The organism is Longispora fulva (assembly GCF_015751905.1).
Taxonomy (GTDB): domain Bacteria; phylum Actinomycetota; class Actinomycetes; order Mycobacteriales; family Micromonosporaceae; genus Longispora; species Longispora fulva.
This window is the reverse complement of record NZ_JADOUF010000001.1, coordinates 3,716,272-3,739,330: the sequence shown is the minus strand read 5'-3', so window position 1 is coordinate 3,739,330 and position 23,059 is coordinate 3,716,272. Positions and strand designations below refer to the sequence as shown.

The following is a 23,059-nucleotide window of genomic DNA, read 5'->3' as shown; positions in this document are numbered from 1 at the left end:
GCATCAGCCGACGTTGGAAAAAAGTCAAGAGTCTGGTCGGGACCCGACAGCAGGAGGCCCCGACCCGCCAGGGTCGGGGCCTCCTCGGCGTCGTGCGTCAGACCGTGCGGCCACCGCGACGGCTGCGGACCTCGTCGAGACGCTCGTTGAGGATGTCCTCGAGCTCCGACATGGAACGCCGCTCCAGCAGCATGTCCCAGTGGGTGCGCGGCGGCTTCGCCTTCTTCGACTCCGGCTCGCTACCGTCGACGAGACGGGCGACGGTGCCGTCGAACTTGCACTCCCAGATCGGCGGAACCTCGGCGTCCACCGCGAACGGGACCTCGAACTGATGCCCCCTGGCGCACAGGTACTCCCGAGTCTGCCGAGGCGCCAACTCGGTGTTTCGGTCCGACTCGTAGCTGATAGCTCCGAGACGGCTTCCGCGCAGCATGCGCTCGCCCATGATCGGCTTTCCCCTCCGGCTGTGGTGCGCGTACAACAGACGCTCTCGCGTACAACGGGTTTAACGATCGTGACCCGTCTCATGTTCCCCGTACAGGGTATTTCTCACGGTGAGTCACTACGGCCCCCGGCCCCGTCGAGGGTAGTACCTCGCGGGTGGCGGTGAGTACCCTCACCCCCCAATGTGACCGAACGGACGAGGGGTTGCCCCGGTTACCGCCGAATATTCGGATTGCGAGGACTGGCTCACTGGGCCGCTTCGATACTGAGGGTTAGCGCCACGATCACAGGAGGTACAACGAATGTCCGAGATCACGGCACCGGTCGAGCCGACCACGGACGGTGAAGGATTCTTCGGACACCCCAGGGCGCTCTCCACGTTGTTCCTCACCGAGATGTGGGAACGCTTCAGCTATTACGGCATGCGGGCGCTCCTGGTGCTGTACCTGACGGCCACCGTCGCCCACGGCGGGCTCGGCTGGGCCGACGGCGACGCCGACGCGCTCTACGGCGTCTACGTCGCCATGGTGTACCTGATGGCCCTGCCCGGCGGCTGGATCGCCGACCGGCTGCTCGGCGCGCGCCGCTCCGTGCTGTGGGGCGGCATGGTCATCGCCGCCGGGCACTACGCGATGATCCTGCCGACCGTGCCGACGTTCTTCCTCGGGCTGGGCCTGATCACCATCGGCACCGGCCTGCTCAAGCCGAACATCTCGGCCATGGTCGGCCGGCTCTACGGCCCCGACGACGTGCGCCGCGACGCCGGCTTCTCGATCTTCTACATGGGCATCAACCTGGGTGCGTTCATCGCGCCCCTGATCACCGGGTACCTCGGCGAGAAGGTCAACTGGCACCTCGGCTTCGGGGTGGCGGCCCTCGGCATGACGCTGGGCGTGGTGCAGTACGTGCTCGGCCGCAACCGGCTGCACGGCATCGGCGACCACCCGAACAACCCGCTGACCGCCGCCGAGCGCCCCGCGCTGCTGCGCTGGCTGGGGATCGCCGTCGCGGCCGTCGTCGTGCTGGTCGGCGGGGCCGCGCTCACCGGCACGCTCACCGTCTCCCGGGTCGTCACCGGGCTCACGGTCTTCACGGTCCTGGTCGCCATCGGGTACTTCGCGCGGATCTTCCTCGACAAGTCGCTGGACGCCGACGAGCGCAGCCGGATGAAGGCGTACGTGTGGCTGTTCCTGTTCGCCGCCGCCTTCTGGCTGATCTACGACCAGGCCGGCTCGGTGCTCAACCGGTTCGCCCGGGACGAGACCGACCGGGTGGTGTTCGGCTGGGACATGCCCGCCTCGTGGCTGCAGTCCGTCAACCCGGTCTTCGTCATCGTCGGCTCGCCGCTGTTCGCCCTGCTGTGGGTGAGGGCCGGGCACCGGCTGTCCACCCCGCTGAAGTTCAGCATGGGGCTCATCCTCAACGGGCTGTCGTTCATGCTGATGGCCGCCGCCGCCCGGGCCGCAGTGGGCGAGACCCTGGTGTCCCCGCTGTGGCTGGTCGCCGTGTACGCGCTCCAGGTCTGCGGCGAGCTGTGCCTGTCGCCCGTGGGCCTGTCTGCGACGACGAAACTGGCCCCGGTGAGGTACGCGAGCCAGATGTTGGGGCTGTGGTTCCTGTCCACGGCCGTCGGGGACGCCCTCGGCGGGCAGGTCGCCAAGATCGGGGCGGACTACTCGCAGCCGGTGTACTTCATGGTGCTCGGGATCGCGTCCGTGGTGCTGGGGGTGGCCGCCGTCGGGTTCACCCGGCAGCTGCACACGCTGATGCGCGGCATCCACTAGGCGCGGTCACAGCCGCCACTCCGGGAGACGCCGGACGGCCTGGCGCACGCGACGCAGCACCTCCGGGAACGAGCGGATGATGACGGGCAGCGCCAGCCAGTACAGGACGAGGGCGTGGTAGTGCAGTTGCGCCCAGCGGGTGGCCGACAGGTCCTCGGGCCACGACAGCCACGGGTACCACAGCCGGCTCTCCAGGACGCCGTACCGGCAGAAGTCCTCCTGTTTGGTGGCCAGCGGGTAGCACGTCGGCGAGAGCAGCATCTCGAAGACCGTGCTGTTCGCGCCCACCCACAGGGACAGGGCCAGCACGCCCAGCAGCGCCAGGTTCCGCGACGGGCGCGAGTCGTGGTGGGTGAGCCAGGCGGCCAGGGCCAGGGAGGCCGGGAAGATGGCGACCAGGAAGAAGCGCGGGCCCCAGTAGAGGTCGCCGTTCCAGGCCCACCAGCCGCCGTACACGACGACGAGGCCGGCGACGAAGTACAGCCAGGCCTCCTGGCCGCGCCACAGGTCGACGGCGGCCGGGTCGTACAGGCCCCGCAGCCGGCGGCGGGCGGGGAGGAGCAGGCCGGGGGTGAAGAAGACCAGGCCCTTGCCGAAGGACAGCAGGATGGCCAGGACGCCGAGGAGGACCGGGAAGTCGAAGCGCTCCGTGCCGTACCCCTGATCGAAGGGGCTTCCCCGGCGCGCCCAGGACTCCGCCAGGGCCAGGACGGCCGCGACCAGGACCGGAACAACGAAACGCAGCCGATGGGTACGCGCCCCCTGCCGCAACCCGACCAGCCCCAGCGCCGGCAGGGTCGACATCGTGTTCGCCCCGCCCAGGGTCATCGCGACCCAGCCGGCGGCCCGCAGCGCCGGATGGCCGACCACCGCCACCGCGCACAGCACCCCCACCCCGACGGTCATCGCGGTGAACGTCTCGCCGTAGAAGTCGCTGACGTGCGGGGCGATCATGCTGCCGGCCACCAGGAGCAGCAGGAACCTGCGCAGCAGCACCGCGTCCACCCGGCGGCGGAGCAGCCCGAACAGCAGCCCGAGGGAGAGGGCGAACAGGACCAGGTTGTAGTGGGTGATCCAGCCCCCGGGGTCACCGGCCGCCCGGCCCAGCCACCACACCGGAGCGGCGAACAGGGGGCCGACCAGCGAGTACCGGTCCGTCGACAATCCGCCCCCGGTCAGCAGCTGGGTCAGCGCGTCGAACCGGCGCGCGCCGTCGCCCACCAGGTGCCGGTCGGTGACCAGCAGGGACACCATTCCGGCGGCGATCAGCAGGTAGTCGGTGACGGCGGCGGTGCGGCCCAGCCGGCGACTGGTCCGGAGGTGGTCCCAGCCGGCCTCGGCGCGGGCGTGGGAGCCGGCCGGGGCACCGAGGATGGCTTCGGCGGTGGGCGACACCGGGCGGCCGGTGTCGGCGGTGACTGTGCGCTCCTCGTGGCCAAGCATCTCGGCAAAATAGCAGATAATCGGGCATTGCCCGCGCTGCGCCTGCTGGCGGGATGGTGGCCGGCGACGTCGTGAGGGGCGGCGGCAGCGCGCCGTCGCCCCTCGCGGGGGTCAGGGCCTGCCGAGGGTGGCCAGGGCCGCGGCCAGGTTGGACACCTGCTCGCTGAGGCTGGCGATCTGGGCCCGGGCGGCGTCGCGCTCCCTGACGGCGAGGTCCGCCGCGCGGACCGCGTCGCGCTCGGCCTGGGCACGCTCGGCGGCGCGGATCGCGTCCTGCTCGTCGGCTCCGCTCGCCACCGCGCCCCGCAGCATCTCGCGCAGATCCTCGATCTTCTCGTGCTGGGCTCCGGCGCGGGCCTCGGCGTCGTCGGCGCGGCGGGAGGCGGAGTCCGCGCGGGCGGTCGCCTCGGCCAGTGCGCGGTCGGCGGCGGCCGACCGGGCCGCTGTGGTCCCGAGGGCCGCGGTCGCCTCGTCGCGTTCCACGGTGAGCCGGGCCAGGTCCGCGCGGGTCGTGGCCAACTCCGCGACCAGGGCCTCGTGGGCGACGGAGAGCTCCTCGTGCTCCCGCGCCAGCCGGGCGGCCCCGCCCGTGGCGGCGTCCCGTTCGGCGTGGGCCGTGTCCCGCTCCCGGCCGACCGCGTCGCGTTCGGCACGGAGGGCTTCCCGCTCGCGGCGGGCGGCGTCGCGTTCGGTGCGCAGGGTGTCGCGCTCCCCGCGGGTGGCGTCGCGTTCGGACACCGCGTCGGCGCGCAGCGCCTCGGCCGCCGCCGCCGCGGACCGGGCGGTCGACGTGGCCTCCTCCGCGGCGGCCCGGGCCAGGTCGGCCCTGGTCCAGTGCGCCTCGGCCTCGGCGACCCGCTGGGCGGCGGCCTCGACAGCCGCGGACCTGTCCCGCTCGGCCTGACCCACCCGCTCGGCGGCCTCCGCCACCTGACGCGCCGCCTGCTCGCGCGCCTCGGTCACGTGTCGGTCGGCCGCCTCGCGCCGCTGGTCCGCGTCCTCGCGGGCAGTCGTCGCCGCCGCCTCGGCGGTCGCCGCGCGGGCCTGGGCGGCGCGGGCGGCCTCCTCGGCGCGGTCCGTGGCGGTCTGGGCGTCGTCGCGGGCGGTGTGCGCGGCGGCCACGGCGGCGGCGGCCTCCGCGCGGACCTCGGCGGCCTGCCGCTCCACCCCGGCGGGGGACAACTCGGCGGCCAACGACGCCGCGAGGTCGGCCGCGGCGAGTTCCATCCGCTCGACGAGCTCCCACGCCTTGGTGACCTGGCCGGTGAGGCCGGGGGAGCTGCGCTCGCGCTGCCGGCCACTGCGTGCGGCCCGCAGGCAGGCGCTGTCGTTGTCCCGACAGTACTGGAACGGGCGGCCCGACGAGGACTTCTGCGGTACGGGCAGGCCACAGTGCGCACACGGCCGGGTGATGGTGGGTTCGACGCTGGTCACGGCCGGAAAGTCTAGTCGGGAGCGTCGTGTCCGTTCCGCTAAGCTGGCCGGCGATGGCTTCGAACAAGTATCCCGGACAGTGCGGCACGTGCGCACAGCGAGTGCCCGCCGGGGAAGGCACGCTGACCAGGACCGATGCCGGCGGTTGGGTGACGTACCACCCGCACTGCGTGCCAGCGCCCCGTGCCCCGCGACCGGGGGAGCACGACGGCTGGCACCGCCGGCACCTCGCGGCGTTCGATGTGGAGAGTACGGGGGTGCGCACCGGCGTCGACCGGATCGTGTCCGCCTCGCTCCGCGACACCAGCGGCCACAGCCTGGAGCTGCTGGTCGACCCGGGGGTGGAGATCCCGGCCGAGGCGACGGCCACGCACGGCATCACCACCGAGCAGGTCCGCGCGCACGGCCGCCCGCCCGCCGAGGCCCTCGACGAGCTGGCCGACGCCCTGGCCAACTACCTGCGCGCCGGCATCCCGATCGTCATCTACAACGCCGTCTACGACCTGACGATGCTGGAGACGGAGCTGCTCCGGCACGGGCTGCGCTCCCTGACCGACCGGGCCGGCGGGGCGCTCGCCCCGATCGTGGATCCGCTGGTCATCGACCGGCACGTCGACCGGTACCGGTCGGGTGGCCGCACCCTGGAGCAGGTCTGCGCCTTCTACGGCGTCACCCACCCGGGCCCGCACCGCGCCGACGCCGACACCCAGGCGTGCATGGACCTGGCGATCGCGATCGCGGCCTGCCACCGGTCGATCGCCGACGCCACGCTCGCCGACCTGCACGCCGGCCAGGCGGAGTGGTACGCGGAGTCCGTCGCCTACTTCGCGAGCAAGTTCCCTGACCGCAGCTCCGACCCGGCCTGGCCACTGGCCACCGTCCGGGTCGAGGAGTGGCCGGGGGCGTAGACCGTCGCGGGCCCTCCCCGGCGGGGATGTCACATCCCCGTGGGCTGTCTCGTCCACCCGGCATGAACATCTTCCTCGCCGGTGCCACCGGCACCCTCGGCCGCCCGCTGATCCGCCAACTGCTCGACGACGGGCACCGCGTCCTGGGCCTGACCAGGGACGCCGCCGGAGCCGAGCGGCTGGCCGCGCTCCGGGTCACCCCGGTCATCGCCGACGCCCTCGACCGCGACGGCCTGCTCCGCGCGGTCGACGGCCTGTCCGCCGACGTCGTCCTGCACGAGCTGACCGCCCTGAAGAAGGCGCCGCTGCGGCACCGGGACATGGCCCTCACCGACCGGCTGCGGGTCGAGGGCACCGCGAACCTGCTCGCCGCCGCCCGGGTGCTCGGCGCGCGCCGCTTCCTCACCCAGTCGATCATTTTCGGGTACGGGTTCGGCGCGGTCGGCCCCGTCACCGAGGACACCCCGCTCGCCACCGACGACGGCTCGCCGTTCTGGCCGCACCTCGCGGCGATCCGTTCCACGGAGGAGCAGGTGTTCGCCGCCGACGGCATCGAGGGCGTCGCGCTGCGGTACGGGCTGTTCTACGGCGGGGACGACGCGCTCGCCCCGATGCTGAGGAAGCGTCAGCTGCCCGTGCCGCGCAGCGGCAACATGGCCGGCTGGGTGCACATCGAGGACGCCGCGTCCGGGACCGTCGCCGCCGTGGACAAGGGCCGGGCCGGGGAGGCGTACAACCTGGTGGACGACGAGCCGGCGACCTGGGCGGACGTGTTCACCACCGCGGCGAAGACCTTCGGGGCGCCCGCGCCGCTCCGGCTGCCCGGTTGGGTGCTGCGGCTCGCGGCCCCGTACGGTGGGGCCGTCATGACCCGCTCGGACCTGCGGGTGTCCAACGCCAAGGCGAAGCGGGAGCTCGGATGGGAACCGACGTACCGGACGTACCGCGAGGGGTTCGGCTCTTCGTAGCCGTGTACCCGTCGGCGGCGGCCCTCGACCACGTGGCGGCCTTCGCGGCCGGGCTGGACCTCGGTCCCCGGCCGGCGCCGCGCGCTTCGCTGCACGTGACGATCGCGTTCCTCGGCGAGGCGCCGCCGGCCCCGGCGCTGGCGGCCATCGAGACGGCGGCGTCGGCGACCGGCCCGTTCGACCTGCGGCTCGTCGGCGGCGGCAGCTTCACCGGGCGCGGGTCGACCGTGCTGTGGGCTGGCGTGGCCGCGCCGGCCCTCGACGGCCTGGCCGCGACGGTGCGCCGCGAACTCGACCGGTACGGCGTCGGCTACGACGATCGGCCCTTCCGCGCGCACTTGACCCTGGGTCGGCTGCCCGAACCGGTCGAGCCGCAGCTCGCCGCCCTGTCGGCCTATTCCGGCCCGGTGTCCACGATCGACAGCCTCGCCCTGGTCAGCAGCCTGCCGGGCCCGGACGTGGCGTACGAGGACCTAGCCAGTTGGCCACTGCGCTGACCGGGTCGGGCGTGCCGCACGGCACCTCCGCCGTGCACCGGCGGATCCGGGCGACGGCGAGCCGGCTGCCCGTGACGAGGCCGTGCGCCTCCAGGGCCGCGATGCCGTAGCCGCTGCAGCTCGGGGTGTAGCGGCAGTGGCTGGCCAGGCGGGGGGACAGCCAGCGCTGGTACCCCCGGATGGCCCTGACGCCGAGCCGGGCACCCAGGGTGACGTGGCCGACGGGCGGGGGCGTCGCGGCGGTCAGCCACGCGCCGTGGAACAGTGTTGTGGCGGCGTGGGAGCAGACCTGGACGTCGTCGCAGCCGCCGGAGCCGCAGCCCTTCGTGGCGTCGCAACCCGACGAGGAACAGGCGTCGTTGACCGCCTTGTCGCAGGTGTCCGACGCCTGCTTCGAGCAGCCCTCGCCGCAGGAGTCCACCGCGTCGCCGGCGCAACTCTGCTGGCACGACCAGGAGTCGTGCGTGACGCCCCCGCTCGCCGGGTGCGCGGTGTACGGCGCGGTCGACGGCGGGTGCGCGGGGGTCGGCGTCGGCGGCGGCGTGTCGATGTCCGGCGGGGCCAGCCGGCCCGAGTCGGGGTGCCGGCGCCAGCCGGTCAACCAGGTCAGCACCATCAGGGCGGCGACCCCGGCCGCGCCCAGGGCCCCCAGCACGGCCCACAGCCAGCGAGATCTCACCAGCGGACTCTAACGGCTCGCCGCCAACCGGGGTCGATGCACCGACGCCGGTGACAGCTCAGGTGGATGCCTCCCCCGCGCGGGGGAGGCGGAACGCTCGCGCGCGGGAGGCCCCCGACGCCCGGCCCGACGAGGCTGGGGGCATGAGAACACGACTGATCATCGGGTACGCCGCCGTCGCCAGCGCCGTGCCCTACCTCACCCTCAAGGGGTGCTGGCTGGCCGGAGTTCCCGTCGGGCTCAACGACCGCGGCATGCTCGACGACCACACCCTGTTCGTCGCCAACGCCGTCACCGCCGGCATGCAGCTCGTCGGGGCGCTGCTCGCCCTCGGGTTCACCCACCGCTGGGGGCGACGGATACCGGCGTGGCTGGTCGCGTTCCCGATGTGGGTCGGCACCGGGCTGCTCGCCCCGATCGGGGTGTCGGTCGTGCTGGTCCTCGCGACCCGGGGCCTGCCACCGGAGGGCGCGCTGCAGAACTGGGTCTACCTGGTCGTCTACGGCGGCTTCTCGATCCAGGGCGTCCTGCTCGCCCTCGCGTTCCTGCACTACGCCCGGGACCGGTGGCCGGGCCTGTTCGCCGACCGCGCGGAGCGGCCCGGCCCGACCCGCGCGCTCCAGGTGCTCCTGGCCCGGGTCGCTGCTTGTATCGCGGCCGTGACCGCCGCCGTCGAGCTGTACTGGGGCCTCGGCGGCCCCGCCGGCCTGCCCGACGGCACCCCGGCGACCAGTACGTTCGTCGTGAACGCGGCGCTGACCCTGGCCGCCGCCGCCGGGCTGCTCGCCATGGCGCACCGCCGGCGGCCGTTCGGGGCGGCGCTGATCGTGACGTGGATCGGGTCGGGCGCGATGTTCGGCTGGGGGCTGTGGGCGTTCGTGCGCCTGCTGCACGGCACCGCGCTGGATACGGGGCAGGCCGAGCCGGGGATCCTGGACGCGGTGGACGCGCTGAAGGTGCTCGCAGCGGTGCTGATCGGCACGGTGTCCGCGTTCCTGCTGGTCGAACGGCAGGCGGTCGCCGAAGCGCCGGTGGACCGGGTCGAGGCGGGCGCTGGCACCCGATGATGTCCGGTCTCAGGCGAAGCCGGAGGAGTAGGCGGCGATCACCGCCTGGGTCCGGTCGCGGACGGCCAGCTTGACCAGGACGTTGCCCACGTGGGTCTTGACGGTCTCCACCCCGAGGAACAGCTTCGCCGCGATCTCAGCGTTGGACAGCCCCTCCGCCATCAACCGCAGCACCTGCTCCTCCCGGTCGGTGAGGCCCGCGTGCCCGAGACCGCGCCGGCCGTCGGCGGGCCGGCGGACGGCCAGGTCGCGGACCCTGGCCGGGAAGAGCAGCGAGTCCCCGGCGGCCACGATCCGCACCGCCTGCACGATCTCCGCCGGGCGGGCCCGCTTGAGCAGGAAGCCCTGCGCGCCGGCCAGCAGCGCGTCGTACACGTAGTCGTCGTTCTCGAAGGTGGTCAGCACGACCACCTTCGGGGCCGGCCGGACGGTGTCGAGGATGTGCCGGGTGGCGGCGATCCCGTCCACGGCCGGCATCCGCACGTCCATCAGCACCACGTCGGGGCGCAGCCGGCGGACGGCGTCCAGCGCGTCGGCACCGTCGGCGGCCTCCCCGACCACGGTCAGGTCGGGCTCGGCGTCGACCACGGCGCGCAGGCCGACCCGGATGAGTTCCTCGTCGTCGACGATCAGCACCGTGGTCATCGCGGCAACCGGACGTCGACCCGCCAGACGCCGGCCTCCGGGCCGACGGCGGCGGTACCGGACCCGGGGCCGATCGTGACCGTGCCGCCGAGGGTGCCTACCCGCTCGACGATGCCGGGCAGGCCCCGGCCTCCGCCGTCCCTGGGCGCGGCGGGGCCGGTGAACGGGTTGGTCACGGTGATCTCCAGTTCGTCGGGGGCTGCGTGCACGCGCACCGTGACCGGCACCGGGCCGGCGTGCCGGAGGGCGTTGGTGAGGCTTTCCTGGACGATCCGGTACCCCGCCTGCGACACCACGGTCGGCAGGGCTGCCAGGTCGCCGGTCGCCGCGGAGCGCACCTCGACGCCGCCGACCCTCGTGCGGTCCAGCAGATCCGGCAGGGCCGCCAGGGTCGGGGTCGGCGCGGTCGGGGCCGGGCCGTCGCTCTCCTCGCGGAGCAGCCCGAGCACATGGTCGAGGTCGGTCAGCGCCGCCCGGGCGGACTCCTCGATGGCGGTGAGCGCCCGGCGGGCGAACGCCGGATCCTGGTCGAGCACCCGACCGGCGGCGCCCGCCTGCAACGTGACGATGCTGAGCGCGTGCCCGACCGAGTCGTGCAGGTCGCGGGCGAGCCGGTTGCGTTCGGCGAGCCGGTGGGCGCGCTCCTCGGCGGCGGCGAGCCGGTCGGCGGCCGACGGTCCGAGCAGGATGGGCGCGAGCCGGGCCATCAGTGCGCCCACCCCGGCCACCAGCGCGACGAGCACGGCCAGGGCGGCGACGCCGGCCAGCGGGGCCGTGCCGGTTCCCCACTCGTCCTGCCGGTAGCCGAACACGGCGAACGTGTCAGCGTTCCCGGGGATCAGGGGCGCGCCGATCAGCACGGCCGCCGCCGGCGGCACGGACAGGGTCAACGCGCTGACGATGCCGCCGAGGACCAGGTGCAGGGTGAACCAGCACGCGGTCCGCCACCGGTCGCCCCAGCCGCGCGGCGGGCCGACGTTCGCCGGGCCGTCGAGGAGGGCGTGGGCTGCCCCGCCCTCGAGGACCCGGACGGCCGGCAGGAACGCGGTCACCATGATGGCGGGGACCGCGCCGAGCAGGATGAGCAACTGCACGCCGAGGAGGAGCAGGCCCTCGCTCGGGAGCTGGACGACCAGGGTGGACAGGAACATGCCGAGGAGCACGTACGGGGTCAGGAGGGCCCCGCCCATGATCAGGAAGATCCACCGCACCCAGAGCCCGCGCACGTCATGATCTTGCCAGACGAGGGCGGCCCCGGCGGGCCGGCTCGGTCCGGGGGCCGCCGGGTGGGGCGGGGAGTCCCGGGTCAGAACACCCGGGACTCGCCCACCGCCAGGTCCCACAGGTCCTCCGGCGCGCGCCCCGCCGCCGCCCATGCCTGCCGGGCCAGCACCACCGGCTCGAGCACCGGCTCGCGGGTCAGCCCGAACGTGCCCCAGTGCATCGTCGCCATCCGCCGCGCGCCCAGGTCACCGGTCGCCAGCACAGCGTCCGACGGGTCCATGTGCACCGGCTTCATCATCCACCGGGGCGCGTAGGCCCCCACGGGCATCAGGGCCACGTCGAGATCCGGGTACCGTGCGCCGATCTCCGCGAAGTAGCGCCCGTACCCGGTGTCGCCGGCGAAGAACACCCGCTCGTCGAGGATCCAGCCGCCCCACAGGCTCCGGCACGTGTCGGTCAGGGTGCGCCGGCTCCAGTGGTGGGCGGGGACGAAGTCCAGGCGCAGGCCGGCGAGCGTCGCGTGCTCGTACCAGTCGAGTTCCGTGACCTGGGTGAATCCGCGTTTCGTGAACCACCGGGCCAGGCCGGCCGGCACGAAGACGGCCGTGTCCCTCGGCAGCCTTTTGATGGTCGGCGCGTCGAGGTGGTCGTAGTGGTTGTGGCTGATCACGACGGCGTCGACGCTCGGCAGGTCCGCCCAGTCCACCCCGGGCGGCGTCCACCGGGCGGGCACGCCGGGGATCTTCCGGGACCACACCGGGTCGGTGAGCACGGTCAGCCCGTTGATCCGGACGACGTAGGTCGCGTGTCCGATCCAGGTGACGGAGGCCTGGCCGTCGACGATCGGCGGCAGGCCGTCGCGGCGGACCGGCAGGTTCGGCACGTCCGCCAGCGCCTCGCCCTTGGGGCGCAGCCCGCCGGAGCGCAGGACGCGGAGGACGGACCCCAGGCCCGGCAGCGGGTCGGTGAGCCGGTCGCGGTAGTCGGTCACGCCGCCCTCCCCGGATAGTGGACGCCTACCAACTTCCGTACCCGGTCCATCGTGTCCATCACGTCCAGGGTCGCCTGCCACGGCACCAGCGGGCTCTCGGTCAGGCCGGCGCGCAGGCAGCGCATCGCCTCGGTGGCCTCGTGGGTCATGCCGTGCCCGTCGTAGCCGATCCGGAACTCCTCCGGTGCGGCGCCCTCGCGGCACAGGGTGAAGTGGTCGGGGCGGAAGAACACCGGGGGAAGCTCGATCCGGCCGCCCGGTCCGGCCACGAACGCCCGCGCGGCGGTGTCGCTCCCGATCGAGCAGGTCAGGGTGGCGTGCGCGCCGGAGGCGTACCCGAGGAGCATGCCGGTGTTCTCGTCCACGCCCTCGGGGGTGAGCAGTGCGTGCGCCGCGACGCTGTCCGGCCTGCCGAGGACCAGCTGGGCGAAGGACACCGGGTAGACGCCCAGGTCCAGCAGCGCCCCGCCGCCCAGCGCCGGGTCCCGCAGCCGGCTGTCGGGCGGGAACGGGCCGGCGAGCCCGAAGTCGGCCTGCACGGTGCGGACCGGCCCGATCGCGCCGTCGGCGATCAGCTCGGCCATCTTCAGGATCGCCGGGTTGCAGCGCATCCACATGGCCTCCATCAGGAAGAGGCCCTTGTCGCGCGCCAGGTCGACCAGGTACCGCGCGTCGGCGGCGTCCAACGTGAACGCCTTCTCGCACAGCACCGCCTTGCCGGCCTCCAGGCACAGGGCCGTGGCCTCGCTGTGCGCGTGGTGCGGGGTCGCGACGTAGATGATGTCGACGTCGGGGTCTGCGGCGAGGTCGGCCCAGGAGCCGTGGGCGCGGGGGATGCCGTACCGGTCGGCGAACGCCTGCGCGGACTCCTTCGAGCGGGAGCCGACGGCCGCCACCTCGGCGTCGGGCAGCGTCAGCAGGTCCTCGGTGAACGTCGCGGCGATGCCGCCCGTGGCGAGGATGCCCCACCGGATCTTGGTACTCATGCGAACAACCCTTCCAGGACGACGGCCACGCCGTCCTCGTTGTTGGTCAGTGTCCGGCGGGCGACGGCGGCAAGGACGTCGGGGTGTGCGTTGCCCATGGCGTAGGACGTGCCGGCCCAGCGCAGGACGGACAGGTCGTTGGGGGCGTCGCCGAACGCGACCACGTCGGAGGCGAGGAAGCCCCGCTCGGCGCACATCCGCGCGAGGGTGCTGGCCTTGGTGACGCCGGCGGCGCAGATCTCCAGCAGGCCGGCGCCGCCGGAGTGGGTGACCTCGACCCTGTCGCCCAGCGCCTCGCGGGCCGTGGCCAGCATCGCGTCCACGTCCATCGTCGGGTGGTGCGCGAGGATCTTGGTGATCAGCTCGGCGCGGTCGAGGACCTCCTCGAAGGAGCCGAGTTCGACCTGGATCGGCTCCGGGCAGCACGCCTCGGTGTCGTTGGCGCACCGCCAGGTGAACGCCGGCTCCAGGAACACCCGGTGTCCGGTCTCCACGGCGCACCCGATGCCGGGCAGCGCGGCCCGCAGCGCGTCGGCCGTCTTGCGGGCGGTGGGCACGTCCAGCGCGTGGCTGGCCACGATCTGCCGCGCGGTCGGGTCGTAGACGACGGCGCCGTTGCCGCAGACGGCGAGGTCGACGAGGCCGGCGTACGGGTCTGCGAAGCGGGGAGGGCGGGCGGTGACGACCACGACGGTCGCCCCGGACCGTCGGGCCAGGCGCAGGGCGTCGGCGGTCCGGTCGGACAGGACGCCGCCGGAGCGGAGGAGGGTGCCGTCGAGGTCGGTGGCGATCAGGCGCATCCGTCATGATCGCACGCGTGCCCCGGGCCCAGGAGGGCTCGGGGCACGCGGCACGTCCACGGCGGTCCTGTGCCGTGGCCGGTCAGTGGCTCACATGCCGGCGGTCAGCACCGGGTTGTTCGCGAACTTCTTGTACAGCGACTCCTCGCTGAGGTCCTTGTTGCCGGCGTCGTCGTAGCGGATCCGCAGGCCGGGGAAGGGCTCGTAGCCGGGGGAGTCGAAGATCATCCACAGCTTGAGCTTCGGGAACCTGTTGGCGTCCAGGGCGGCGTTGGCCTGCTGGAAGTAGGAGCGCTGCTCGGCGGCCGTGGCGTGCGTGATGCCCCACTCCACGATGCCCCAGGGCTTCGACGTGTACTGCCGGGTGGGCGTGGTGTTCTTCTCCAGGATCTTCTGGAACCGGTCGATGTTGGCGGCGAAGTTCGGGTTCCAGCTCGCGCCGTAGCCGTTGAACATCACCCAGTCGACCAGGTTGTCGCCCGGGTAGAGCTGCGGGACGAGGCAGTCCCACGTGGGGTAGTTCATGTAGTCCATCACCCAGATGACGTTGCTGACGCCCTTGGCGTCGAAGCGGGCCCGGACGTTGGCCCACATCTGGCGGTACTCCGCCGGCGTACCCCCGATGGCCCCGGCCTTGGTCTTGCAGCCGGGCGCGCTGGAGACGTCGTTCTCGGGCTCGTGGTGCAGCGTCAGGAAGATCTTCTTGTCGCCGAGCTTCTTGATGTTGTCGGCGGCCTTGTCGATCCGGGCGTTGACGGTGGCGTTGCCGCCGCCGGCGTCCTTCCACACGTCCGCGGCCTTCCAGTTCTGGAAGAGGGTCGTGCCGTCGCGCTGGGCGAGGTAGCGCACGTCCGGGTTCGTCAGCGGCAGGCTGCCGGCCGGCGAGAACGTGTGCGCGACGTCGAGCTTGCGGCCGATGCGCTGCTCGTGGAACTCGATCTGGGCCCGCTCGCCGGCGCCCACCTCGGTGTAGCCGGTCGCCCGGGCGCCCAGGAGGGGGCGGCAGGGGTTCACGAGAAGCTTGTCGGGGGTGCAGTCGCGGGGCGCGGCGGCCGTCGCGGTGGTGGCCGACGCGAGGCAGAGTGCCACTACGGTCAGTCCCACTGCGATTCGGGCACCGATGCGAGGGGTCTTGCGCATCTGTGTTGATCCTTTGGGCAGCTCAGTGAGGGTTTTGGTGTACTGAGACCGCGACGCTACCCATCACCGACGGTGAATGACCAGGCCGAGTTTGCGCAGATTTGACTACTCTCGGTGATATCTCGACGGATGGTGACCACTCCGTCGCCTGACGTGGTCACATTCGTATCTCTGCAGCTCAGGGCCCTCGTGTGCGGGTGGGTGTGACGCTGGTCTCACCGCCATTGACAGACATGGACCAATGCCGCCAATGGGGTCCTGGCTCACTCGTCGAGCGCGCGGCGCATGTGCGTGAAAAGTCTGATATGGCATGAAATGCTGAGCCCGCAGTGATGTCGCGCGAGAGGGGTTCTCATGGCTGGGGCGGACACGCTGGTCGCCGAGGAGGCGGAGCGGGCGACCCCCCGCGCGGGGAGGCGGCCGCCGGTCGATCTCGCGCCGTGCCTGGTCTTCCTGGCGGTCGCCGTCGTGTTCACGCTGCCCCTGTGGCGGGACCCGAACCTGCGCGGGGTGGCCGTCAACCTGAACGACCAGAGCCAGACGGAGTGGTTCCTCGCCTGGGCCTCCCGGCTGTGGAGCGGCGACCTCTCGCTGCTCACCGACCGGATGAACAGCCCCGACGGGGTCAACATGATGGCCAACACGAACGACCTGTTCCCCGGCGCGCTGCTGGCTCCGCTCACCTGGGCGTTCGGGGTGCCGTTCACCTTCGTGACCCTGGTGACGCTGAACCTCGCAGGCACGGCTTCGGCGTGGTACCTGCTCCTCACCCGGGTCTGCGGCCTCGACCGGCTGGCCGCGGCGGTCGGCGGGATGTTCTGCGGATTCGCCCCGCCGATGGTGTCGCACTCCCACGCGCACATCAATCTGACGGCCTGGTGGCTCCCGCCGGTCATCGTGTACTGCGTCGTGCGGCTCGTGCGCCGCCGCACGCCGGTGTGGACCGGCTGCGCCCTGGGTCTCGCGGTCACGGCGCAGGTCTTCACCGGCGAGGAGGTGCTGTTCCTGACGGGTCTGACCCTCGGGCTGTTCCTCCTCGCCTATCTCGTACTCGCCCCGCGGCTGGTGTTCGGCGTCCTGCGGCCCCTGCTGGTGGGCGCGGGCGTCGCCCTCGCCACGGCCGCGCCGTTCGTGGCCCGGCCGTTGTGGCTGCAGTTCGCCGGGCCGCAGCGCGGCTGGAGCGGCCTGTACCCGCCCGAGTACTTCCCCGCCGACGTCGCCAGCTACTGGAGCTTCTCGCACCTGACCGTGGGCGGTTGGCACAGCGACGTAGGCCGGCTCGCCGGCCACCCGGCGGAGATGAACACGTTCTTCGGCTGGCCGGTCCTGCTCGTCCTCGTGCTCTGCTTCGTCCGGCTGTGGCAGCACACCTTCGTCCGCGCGGCAGCGATCGTCGCCGTGCTGCTCGCCGGCGTCTCCCTGGGCCCGGAGATCGTCGTCGACGGGGTTCGGACCGGAGTGCCCGGCCCGTACGCGCTGATCCGGGGCGTGCCGGTGCTGGAGTGGGCGCTGCCGAGCCGCTTCGCCCTGGCGTTGGTGCCGCTCATCGGGGCCGTCCTCGCGATGGCCGTCCACGAGGCCCTGCTGTCCGGCCGGCGTCGGGCGATCCTGCTCCCCGTCGCGGTGTTCGCGGCGCTGGTTCCGCTGTACCCGCTGCCCATGGTGGTCGCGGCCCGCCCGGCCGTGCCCACGTTCTTCGCCGACGGCCGGTGGAGGGACTGCGTGCGGCCCGGCGGCGTGCTCGTCCCCGTTCCGGTGCCGAGCCCGGCGCGACCCGACTCGTTGCGCTGGGCAGCCGCCGCCGGCGCGGCGTTCGGCGTCCCGGAGGGCCAGTTCATCGGACCATTCGGGTACGGCGCGCCGCGCCGCCCGACCTCGACCCTGCTCGCAGGCGTCCAGGAGACCGGCGCGCTCCCCGCCATCGGGGACCAGCAGCGCCGGGAGGCCAGGGAGGACGCCCGGTACTGGAAGGCCTCCTGCGTGGTGCTCGGTCCGGCGGACCACCGCGATCAGCTGCGCCTCACGCTCGACCGGCTCTACGGGCCGGGCTCCGAGATGGACGACGTCTCCGTGTGGCGTCCGGGGGTCTAGGCGTGGCCGGAGTCACCCGTTCCGGGCGCGCCCCGGCGGGGCCCACGGCCACACAATGTCTCATGGCCGCTGTCCACGACGCCCTCCTCGCCCGCTGGTCCGGGACCCTCCGCCGCCGCCAGGCCGACGGCGCGCCCGATCCGGGCCCGTACGGCGAGGACCTGCTCGCCCGGTGGGCCGAGCCGCACCGCCGCTACCACACCACCGACCACCTCGCAGCGGTCCTCGACCGGGTCGAGGAGCTGGCCGGGCACGCGGCGGACCTCGACGCGGTGCGGCTCGCCGCCTGGTTCCACGACGCGGTGTACCGGCCGGACCTGTCCGGCAACGAGGAGCGCAGTGCCCGGCTCGCCGAGTTCGCGCTGCCGGAGGCCGGGGTGTCCGGCGCGCTCACCGCCGAGGTCGCCCGGCTCGTCCGGCTCACGGTCACCCACGACCCGGAGCCGGGCGACGCCGACGGCGAGGTGCTGTGCGACGCGGACCTGGCCGTGCTGGCCGGCCCGGCGGCGGACTACGCGGCGTACGCCGCGGCGGTGCGCGCCGAGTACGCCTTCGTGCCCGACGACGTGTTCCGGGCCGGCCGGGCCGCCGTGCTCCGCGACCTGCTCGACCTGCCGACGCTGTTTCGCACGCCGACCGGCCACGCGCGGTGGGAGTCGGCCGCGCGGGCCAACCTGGCGGGGGAGCTGGCGGTGCTGACCGCCTGAGCATGGTCGACGCACATCGATGGCTCAACCTATCGATCATGATCGTCCTTTGTGCTTATACTCCCGTCACCGCGTGGGCCCGCCCGGCCGACCGCGGTCTCGGGAGGTGACGATGCAGTACCTCGTGCTGGCGAGCCGCTGCCTGATCGGCGTGGTGTTCCTCGCCTCGGTGTCGACGAAGGTGGCCGGACCGGCGGCGTTCGCGGCGTTCGTCCGTTCGGTCCGCCGGATGCTGCTCGTGCCGTCCGGCCTGGTCAAGCCGGTCGCCGGCGTCGTGGTCGCGGCCGAGGCGGCCATCGTGGTCCTCCTGGCGGTCCCGACGCGTGCCACCGCGGTCGCCGGGTTCGCGGTGGCCACCGGGCTGCTGCTCGCCTTCGCCGGGGCGATCACGGTGACGGTGCGGCGCGGGACGCGTACCACCTGCCGGTGTTTCGGAGCGTCCACTGTGCCCCTCGGGCCGGCACACGTGCTGCGCAACCTCCTGCTCGTGGCCGTCGCGGTCGCCGGAGGCGTCGCCGCGCCGACCGGCGGATCCCTCAGGCTCGGCGAGTCCCTGGTCGCCGCGGTCGCCGGCCTGGTCCTCGGCGGCCTGGTGACCGTGATGGACGACATCCGCGCACTGTTCCACCCCACCCCGGCGTCCCGCCGGCACTGACCCCGACGCCGGCCCACCACCCTGGAGGAAGTCCATGCCGTTCCTGATCTCCCTGGTCGTCCTGCTCGCGGTGCTGGTCCTGCTCACCCTGACGCTGACGGTCGCCCTGGTCCGCCGGCTCCGCGACCACGACCAGCGGCTCGCGACCCTCGAACAGGGCGCTCCCGAGCCGATGCTGCCCCTCGGCGAGCGGATCGACGCGTTTGAGGCCACCACGGTCGACGGCGAGGAGCTGACCCGCGAGACGCTGGCCGCCGGCACCATGGTCGGCTTCTTCGACCCGCAGTGCGAGACCTGCCACTCGCACCTACCGCTGTTCGCCGCCGAGGCCGCCCGGCGCGGCCGGGACCTGGCGCTGGGCGTGGTCCGCGAGGACGACGAGTCCCACGAGATGGTCGCGGTCCTCGCCCCGGCCGCCCGGGTCGTCGTCGAACGCCGCAGGGGACCGGTCGCCCGGGCGTTCCACGTCGAGGCCACCCCGGCGTTCTGCCGGCTGGGCGCCGACCAGACGGTGGCCGCCCACGGGTACGGGCACGAGGTCGCGGCCCCGGCATGACCGACCGCCGGATCGGCCTGTCGCCCGCGGAGGTCTGTTCCCGGATCGGGAGCGCCGTGGGGCTCACCCTGCGCGCGGCCCCCGGCTCCCTCGCCGGGTACGTCGCCGGCACCCTGCTCGCCGCCGGCCTGCCGGTCGCCACGGCCTGGCTGACCCGGTCCGTCGTCGACGGGCTGGTCAGCGGGGTCACTCCGCGGTGGACGGCGCAGGTCGTGGCCCTCGCCGTCGTCGGCCTGTTCGCGGCGGCGGTCCCGGCGGCACTGCGCTACCTGCACAACGAGATGGAGCGGGCCGTCGCGCTGGTCGCCAAGGAGCGGCTTTTCACGGCAGTGGACCGGATCATCGGCCTGGCCCGGTTCGAGGACCCGGCGTTCCTCGATCGGCTCGAACTCGCCGACGAGTCCGGCGGCCGGGGGCCCAACCGGGTGGTGGACGGCGCGTTCGGCGTCCTCGGCGGGCTGCTCACCGTGTCCGGGTTCCTCGGCTCGCTGTGGGTGGTCAGCCCGGTGATGGGCGTCCTCGTGCTCGCCTCCGGGCTGCCGGTGCTGGCCGCCGAGCTGGTGCTGAGCCGGCGGCGGGCGTGGACCAACTGGGAGATCACCCCGGCCGAACGCCGGGAGCTGTTCTACCGCGACATGCTCGCCACCGAACAGGCGGCCAAGGAGGTCCGGCTGTTCGGGCTCGGCGCGTTCCTGCGCGGCCGGATGCTCCGGGAACGCCGCGCCGCCAACGCCGCCCAGCACCGGATGGACCGCCGCGAACTGGCCACCCAGGCCGGCCTCGGGCTGTTCTCCGCCGTGGTCGCCGGGGCCGGTCTGATCTGGGTGGCCCGCGCGGCCCAGGGCGGCCAGCACACGGTCGGCGACATCGCGCTGTTCATCGCCGGGATCGTCGGCGTGCAGGGCGCGATGGCCGCCGTCGCCCAGCAGGTCGCCACCGGGCACCAGGCCCTGCTGCTCTTCGAGCACTACGTGACGGTGCTGCGCGCCGCGCCGGACCTGCCGGTGGCCCCGACCCCGGCCGCCCTGCCGGCGTTGCGGTCCGGCATCGAGTTCCGGGACGTGTGGTTCCGCTACACCGACGCCCATCCATGGGTACTGCGCGGGGTGAACCTCACCGTCCCGCACGGCCGCACCGTGGCACTCGCCGGGCTCAACGGCGCGGGCAAGTCCACGGTCGTGAAGCTGCTCTGCCGGCTCTACGACCCCACCCGGGGCGCGGTGCTCTGGGACGGGGTGGACATCCGCGAGGTGGAGCCGGCGGTGTTGCGTACCCGGATCAGCGCTGTTTTCCAGGACTACGTCAACTACGAGATGACGGCGGCGGAGAACATCGGCGTCGGCGACCTGACCGCGCTGGGCGATCCGGCGCGGATCGAGGCCGCCGCCCACCGGGCGGGCGTGCACGAGACCCTGGCGGGACTGCCGGACGGCTACGACACCATGCTCAGCCGCCGCTACCACAACGACCCGTCCACCGCGGCCCCGGCGGCCGGCGTCAACCCGTCCGGCGGCCAGCGGCAGCGGATCGCCATCGCCCGGGCGTTCCTGCGCGAGGACCGCGACCTGGTGATCCTCGACGAGCCCAGCGCGGGGCTCGACGCCGAGGCCGAACACGAGATCCACACCCGGCTGCGGGCCCAGCGCGCCGGCCTGACCAGCCTGCTCATCTCGCACCGGCTGGGCGCGGTCCGCGACGCCGGCCTGATCGTCGTGCTGTCCGGCGGCGTCGTCGCCGAGCAGGGCGACCACGACGCGCTGGTGGCCGCCGGCGGGGTGTACGCCCGCCTGTTCGGTCTGCAGGCCGCCGGATACCGGAACCAGGGGGTGTGACCGTGTGGTGGGTGCTGGGCGCGGTGCTGGCCGTGGCCGTCGGCGGGGCGGTGTGGGCGCGCCGGGAGCTGGTCGTGGTGACGGTGGAGGGGGACAGCATGTCCCCGACGTACGGGGACGGGGACCGGGTGCTGGTCCGGCGGGTCCGCGGGGTGCCGCGCCTCCCGGGCCGGCCCGCCGGGGAGTCGGCCGGCCGGGTCCGGCCCGATCCGACCGGCCGGCCCCGGTCCGGTGGGTGCCTGGTCGGGCCGGTGGTCGTGCTCGCGCCGCCGGCCGATCCCGACGCCTTCGTGGGGCGTCGGCGCGGCCGGGTCCGGGCGGCTGGCCGGCTGTGGTTCGTCAAGCGTCTCGTGGCGGGGCCGGGCGACCCGGTGCCCGGGGGCCTCGGGCCGGCGCTGACCGCGGCCGCGGGCACCCCGGTCCCGGCGGGTCGGATGGTGATCCTGGGCGACAACCCGGGGCGCAGTCACGACTCGCGGCAGGAGGGGTTTGTCGCTGTCGACCGGATCCGTGGCGTCGTCCTGCGGAAGCTGTGAGGCCTACGTATTGACTGATATCAATGTTCGGGTGACACTCTCCTGACACGCACAGAGATCCACAAAGGAGGTTTCCGATGAAGATCATCGATAGAGTGCTCGCGTTGGTCCTGCCCACCGCCACGGCGAAGGCGACCCTGGCCAAGGGCCGCTGCGTCCCCGGCTGCGGTGGCGACGGCATCTACTGGGCCACGCACAACTCCGGCAAGCGCCCCTGCTGCTAGTGCGCTGAGAAGGGGTCCGACGCGACGCGCCGGGCCCCTTCGCCGTTCAGCCGTGGCGGCGGTGGCCGCCCGAGGCCTCGACGACGAGGTGCCGGTGCCATTCCGGCGGCCCGGCGAGGAGCCGTCCCTCGTCTGCCTCGGTGTCCGTTCCGTCGTCGGGAAGCCACCGCTGGTCGGTGAACTCCTCGACGTCGTACGGGTCGAAGAGATGCCGCCGGTCACGGGCCGGCGCGAGCGGGGCGGAGTTGATCGGAAAGGCGGCCATGCCGGCCCCCCAGTCGTGACGCCCCCGTCGGCGGCGGATCCGCCGCACCTCAGAGCCTACGCCGGCCCGCCGTCGAGTACCGCGCGCACCGCGGCGGCGGTCTCCTCCGCCTCCCGCGCCGTGCACGCGTACCGGTGCGTCCTGGCCAGGAACGCCGGCCCGACCGGCTGGTCCGGCGTCCACGGCAGCACCCACACGTGCAGGTGCGGGGTGTGCGCGGCCGACGCCCAGGTGTAGACCCGCGGTGCGCCGGTGACCCCCTTGACCGCGCCGGTCAGCCGACCGAGGACCGGTCCGTAGCCGGCGGCCTCGGCCGGGTCGAGCTCGGACACGTCCAGGACGTGCCGCCGGGACTCGAGCACCACGAGACCGGCCGGACCGAACTGCGGCGGCGCGTGCCCGGCCCGCCAGTGCTCGTCCTCGTACAGCCAGCCGCCCGGGGGTGCGTCCGCGCCCCGGTCGTCCGCGCAGAACCAGCAGTCGTCCCCGCTTGTGTTCGCCATGACGTCCTCCACAGAATGGGTGAAACGAACTTCATCGCAACATGAGACAGCCAGTTTCAACAAGGGAGTGCCCACCGATGAACCGGGCCCTGTTCGACGTGGCCGTCACGCTGCTGGAGAAACACGGCTGGGAGGCGCTCAACCTCGACCGGATCGCCGAGGCGGCCGGGGTGTCCCGGGCGACGGTGTGGCGACACGGTGTCACCCGGACCTCCGTGGAGGGGGAACTGCGCCGCCAACTGGCGGAGGACTACCGCACGCTGCTCTGGCCGGTGCTGACGATGCCGGGTACCGGGGCCGACCGGCTCGCCGCCGCACTCGACGCCCTGTGCGCGGTGTGCGACCGGCACCTGGCGTTGCTGGCCCACTCCGAGATGTTCCTGCACGACGCCCCGCTGGTCGACGACGCCGGGGCGGAGGTCAACCTGCTGGCCCCGTTCGTGCGGATCCTCGAGGACGGGACGGCCGACGGCAGTCTCGGGCCGGTCGCCGAGCCGTGGCCGTACGCCGTGGTGCTCTTCACCTCGGTCACCCTGCCGTACGTGCACGTCCGGGTGCGGCACGCCGAGTACGGCTGGACGGCTGAGCGGGCCCGGGCGTTCGTCCTGGGGCTGGTCGCCGACGGGTACCGGCCGAGGCCCCGGCCCCTGGCACCCTGAGGGCGCCAGGGGCCGGCCGGC

25 protein-coding genes are annotated in these 23,059 nt (G+C 73.5%); 13 read left to right on the top strand and 12 right to left on the bottom strand.

All coding sequences use genetic code 11. The features are described 5' to 3' along the window. Positions 1–97 precede the first annotated feature (97 nt). Positions 98–445, bottom strand: a complete 348-nt coding sequence (locus IW245_RS16470) for an RNA polymerase-binding protein RbpA (RefSeq protein ID WP_197004060.1) — start codon at positions 443–445, stop codon at positions 98–100. 301 nt (positions 446–746) lie between these two features. Here IW245_RS16470 and IW245_RS16465 point away from each other — a divergent pair, with 301 nt between their 5' ends. Further along, positions 747–2,228 carry a peptide MFS transporter gene (locus tag IW245_RS16465; protein WP_197004059.1) on the top strand — a complete coding sequence of 494 codons (1,482 nt, stop codon included), beginning with the start codon at positions 747–749 and terminating at the stop codon, positions 2,226–2,228. A gap of 6 nt (positions 2,229–2,234) precedes the next feature. Here the strand turns inward: IW245_RS16465 and IW245_RS16460 are convergent, their stop codons facing one another. Next, entirely contained in the window at positions 2,235–3,671 is a 1,437-nt protein-coding gene (locus IW245_RS16460; RefSeq protein ID WP_197004058.1) for a hypothetical protein, read from the bottom strand. 111 nt (positions 3,672–3,782) lie between these two features. Beyond that, a complete protein-coding gene (locus IW245_RS16455) occupies positions 3,783–5,105 on the bottom strand; it encodes a coiled-coil domain-containing protein (RefSeq protein WP_197004057.1) in 1,323 nt (440 codons plus the stop codon). A gap of 53 nt (positions 5,106–5,158) precedes the next feature. Here IW245_RS16455 and IW245_RS16450 point away from each other — a divergent pair, with 53 nt between their 5' ends. The 3 genes from IW245_RS16450 (at position 5,159) to thpR (ending at position 7,478) form a co-directional block, all read left to right on the top strand. Beyond that, on the top strand, positions 5,159–6,013 hold the full coding sequence (locus tag IW245_RS16450; protein ID WP_197004056.1) for an exonuclease domain-containing protein: 855 nt from the start codon (positions 5,159–5,161) through the stop codon (positions 6,011–6,013). 62 nt (positions 6,014–6,075) lie between these two features. After that, complete coding sequence (locus IW245_RS16445) at positions 6,076–6,981, top strand: NAD-dependent epimerase/dehydratase family protein (protein ID WP_197004055.1); 906 nt, start codon at positions 6,076–6,078, stop codon at positions 6,979–6,981. Beyond that, positions 6,933–7,478: an RNA 2',3'-cyclic phosphodiesterase gene (gene thpR / locus IW245_RS16440; protein WP_197004054.1), complete on the top strand. Its 546-nt coding sequence runs from the start codon at positions 6,933–6,935 to the stop codon at positions 7,476–7,478. Before IW245_RS16445 ends, thpR begins: the two co-directional genes overlap by 49 nt. On the opposite strand, the gene yidD is transcribed toward thpR, so the two are convergent. Then, a complete protein-coding gene (gene yidD, locus IW245_RS16435) occupies positions 7,417–8,157 on the bottom strand; it encodes a membrane protein insertion efficiency factor YidD (protein WP_233473099.1) in 741 nt (246 codons plus the stop codon). The genes thpR and yidD overlap by 62 nt on opposite strands. 143 nt (positions 8,158–8,300) lie before the next feature. On the opposite strand from yidD, the gene IW245_RS16430 reads away from it, so the two are divergent. After that, on the top strand, positions 8,301–9,224 hold the full coding sequence (locus IW245_RS16430; protein ID WP_197004053.1) for a hypothetical protein: 924 nt from the start codon (positions 8,301–8,303) through the stop codon (positions 9,222–9,224). A 9-nt stretch (positions 9,225–9,233) separates the two neighbouring features. Here IW245_RS16430 and IW245_RS16425 read toward each other — a convergent pair whose 3' ends face one another. From IW245_RS16425 to IW245_RS16400, 6 genes are all read right to left on the bottom strand, one after another. After that, positions 9,234–9,869 carry a response regulator gene (locus tag IW245_RS16425; RefSeq protein ID WP_197004052.1) on the bottom strand — a complete coding sequence of 212 codons (636 nt, stop codon included), beginning with the start codon at positions 9,867–9,869 and terminating at the stop codon, positions 9,234–9,236. After that, a complete protein-coding gene (locus IW245_RS16420) occupies positions 9,866–11,095 on the bottom strand; it encodes a sensor histidine kinase (RefSeq protein ID WP_233473100.1) in 1,230 nt (409 codons plus the stop codon). Before IW245_RS16420 ends, IW245_RS16425 begins: the two co-directional genes overlap by 4 nt. Positions 11,096–11,175: 80 nt before the next feature. Beyond that, complete coding sequence (locus IW245_RS16415) at positions 11,176–12,084, bottom strand: MBL fold metallo-hydrolase (RefSeq protein WP_233473101.1); 909 nt, start codon at positions 12,082–12,084, stop codon at positions 11,176–11,178. Beyond that, positions 12,081–13,070: a Gfo/Idh/MocA family protein gene (locus IW245_RS16410; RefSeq protein WP_197004051.1), complete on the bottom strand. Its 990-nt coding sequence runs from the start codon at positions 13,068–13,070 to the stop codon at positions 12,081–12,083. Before IW245_RS16410 ends, IW245_RS16415 begins: the two co-directional genes overlap by 4 nt. Then, a complete protein-coding gene (locus IW245_RS16405) occupies positions 13,067–13,870 on the bottom strand; it encodes a Cof-type HAD-IIB family hydrolase (protein ID WP_197004050.1) in 804 nt (267 codons plus the stop codon). Before IW245_RS16405 ends, IW245_RS16410 begins: the two co-directional genes overlap by 4 nt. Before the next feature lie 90 nt (positions 13,871–13,960). Beyond that, a complete protein-coding gene (locus tag IW245_RS16400; RefSeq protein ID WP_197004049.1) occupies positions 13,961–15,010 on the bottom strand; it encodes a glycosyl hydrolase in 1,050 nt (349 codons plus the stop codon). A 354-nt stretch (positions 15,011–15,364) separates the two neighbouring features. On the opposite strand from IW245_RS16400, the gene IW245_RS16395 reads away from it, so the two are divergent. From IW245_RS16395 to IW245_RS16365, 7 genes are all read left to right on the top strand, one after another. Then, the gene (locus IW245_RS16395) at positions 15,365–17,101 is read left to right on the top strand and encodes a hypothetical protein (RefSeq protein WP_231398826.1); all 1,737 of its coding nucleotides are present in this window, start codon (positions 15,365–15,367) and stop codon (positions 17,099–17,101) included. A 62-nt stretch (positions 17,102–17,163) separates the two neighbouring features. Next, positions 17,164–17,808 (top strand): HD domain-containing protein, encoded by a 645-nt coding sequence (locus IW245_RS16390; RefSeq protein WP_197004048.1) that lies wholly within the window; start codon positions 17,164–17,166, stop codon positions 17,806–17,808. Between the two features lie 112 nt (positions 17,809–17,920). Continuing rightward, a complete protein-coding gene (locus tag IW245_RS16385; protein WP_197004047.1) occupies positions 17,921–18,463 on the top strand; it encodes a MauE/DoxX family redox-associated membrane protein in 543 nt (180 codons plus the stop codon). A 34-nt stretch (positions 18,464–18,497) separates the two neighbouring features. Then, positions 18,498–19,019 (top strand): peroxiredoxin family protein, encoded by a 522-nt coding sequence (locus IW245_RS16380; RefSeq protein ID WP_197004046.1) that lies wholly within the window; start codon positions 18,498–18,500, stop codon positions 19,017–19,019. Then, positions 19,016–20,851, top strand: coding sequence for an ABC transporter ATP-binding protein (locus IW245_RS16375; protein ID WP_197004045.1), 1,836 nt, complete (start codon positions 19,016–19,018; stop codon positions 20,849–20,851). Before IW245_RS16380 ends, IW245_RS16375 begins: the two co-directional genes overlap by 4 nt. Beyond that, positions 20,848–21,387 (top strand): S26 family signal peptidase, encoded by a 540-nt coding sequence (locus IW245_RS16370; RefSeq protein WP_233473102.1) that lies wholly within the window; start codon positions 20,848–20,850, stop codon positions 21,385–21,387. Before IW245_RS16375 ends, IW245_RS16370 begins: the two co-directional genes overlap by 4 nt. Before the next feature lie 77 nt (positions 21,388–21,464). Next, positions 21,465–21,611: a hypothetical protein gene (locus IW245_RS16365; protein ID WP_197004044.1), complete on the top strand. Its 147-nt coding sequence runs from the start codon at positions 21,465–21,467 to the stop codon at positions 21,609–21,611. Positions 21,612–21,657: 46 nt separating this feature from the next. On the opposite strand, the gene IW245_RS16360 is transcribed toward IW245_RS16365, so the two are convergent. Together IW245_RS16360 and IW245_RS16355 are read right to left on the bottom strand one after the other, a co-directional pair. Beyond that, on the bottom strand, positions 21,658–21,876 hold the full coding sequence (locus IW245_RS16360) for a hypothetical protein (protein ID WP_197004043.1): 219 nt from the start codon (positions 21,874–21,876) through the stop codon (positions 21,658–21,660). 56 nt (positions 21,877–21,932) lie between these two features. After that, positions 21,933–22,379 (bottom strand): HIT family protein, encoded by a 447-nt coding sequence (locus tag IW245_RS16355; RefSeq protein WP_197004042.1) that lies wholly within the window; start codon positions 22,377–22,379, stop codon positions 21,933–21,935. Positions 22,380–22,456: 77 nt separating this feature from the next. Between IW245_RS16355 and IW245_RS16350 the strand changes: the two genes are divergently transcribed. Beyond that, positions 22,457–23,038: a TetR/AcrR family transcriptional regulator gene (locus tag IW245_RS16350; RefSeq protein WP_197004041.1), complete on the top strand. Its 582-nt coding sequence runs from the start codon at positions 22,457–22,459 to the stop codon at positions 23,036–23,038. The last annotated feature ends 21 nt before the right edge of the window (positions 23,039–23,059 follow it).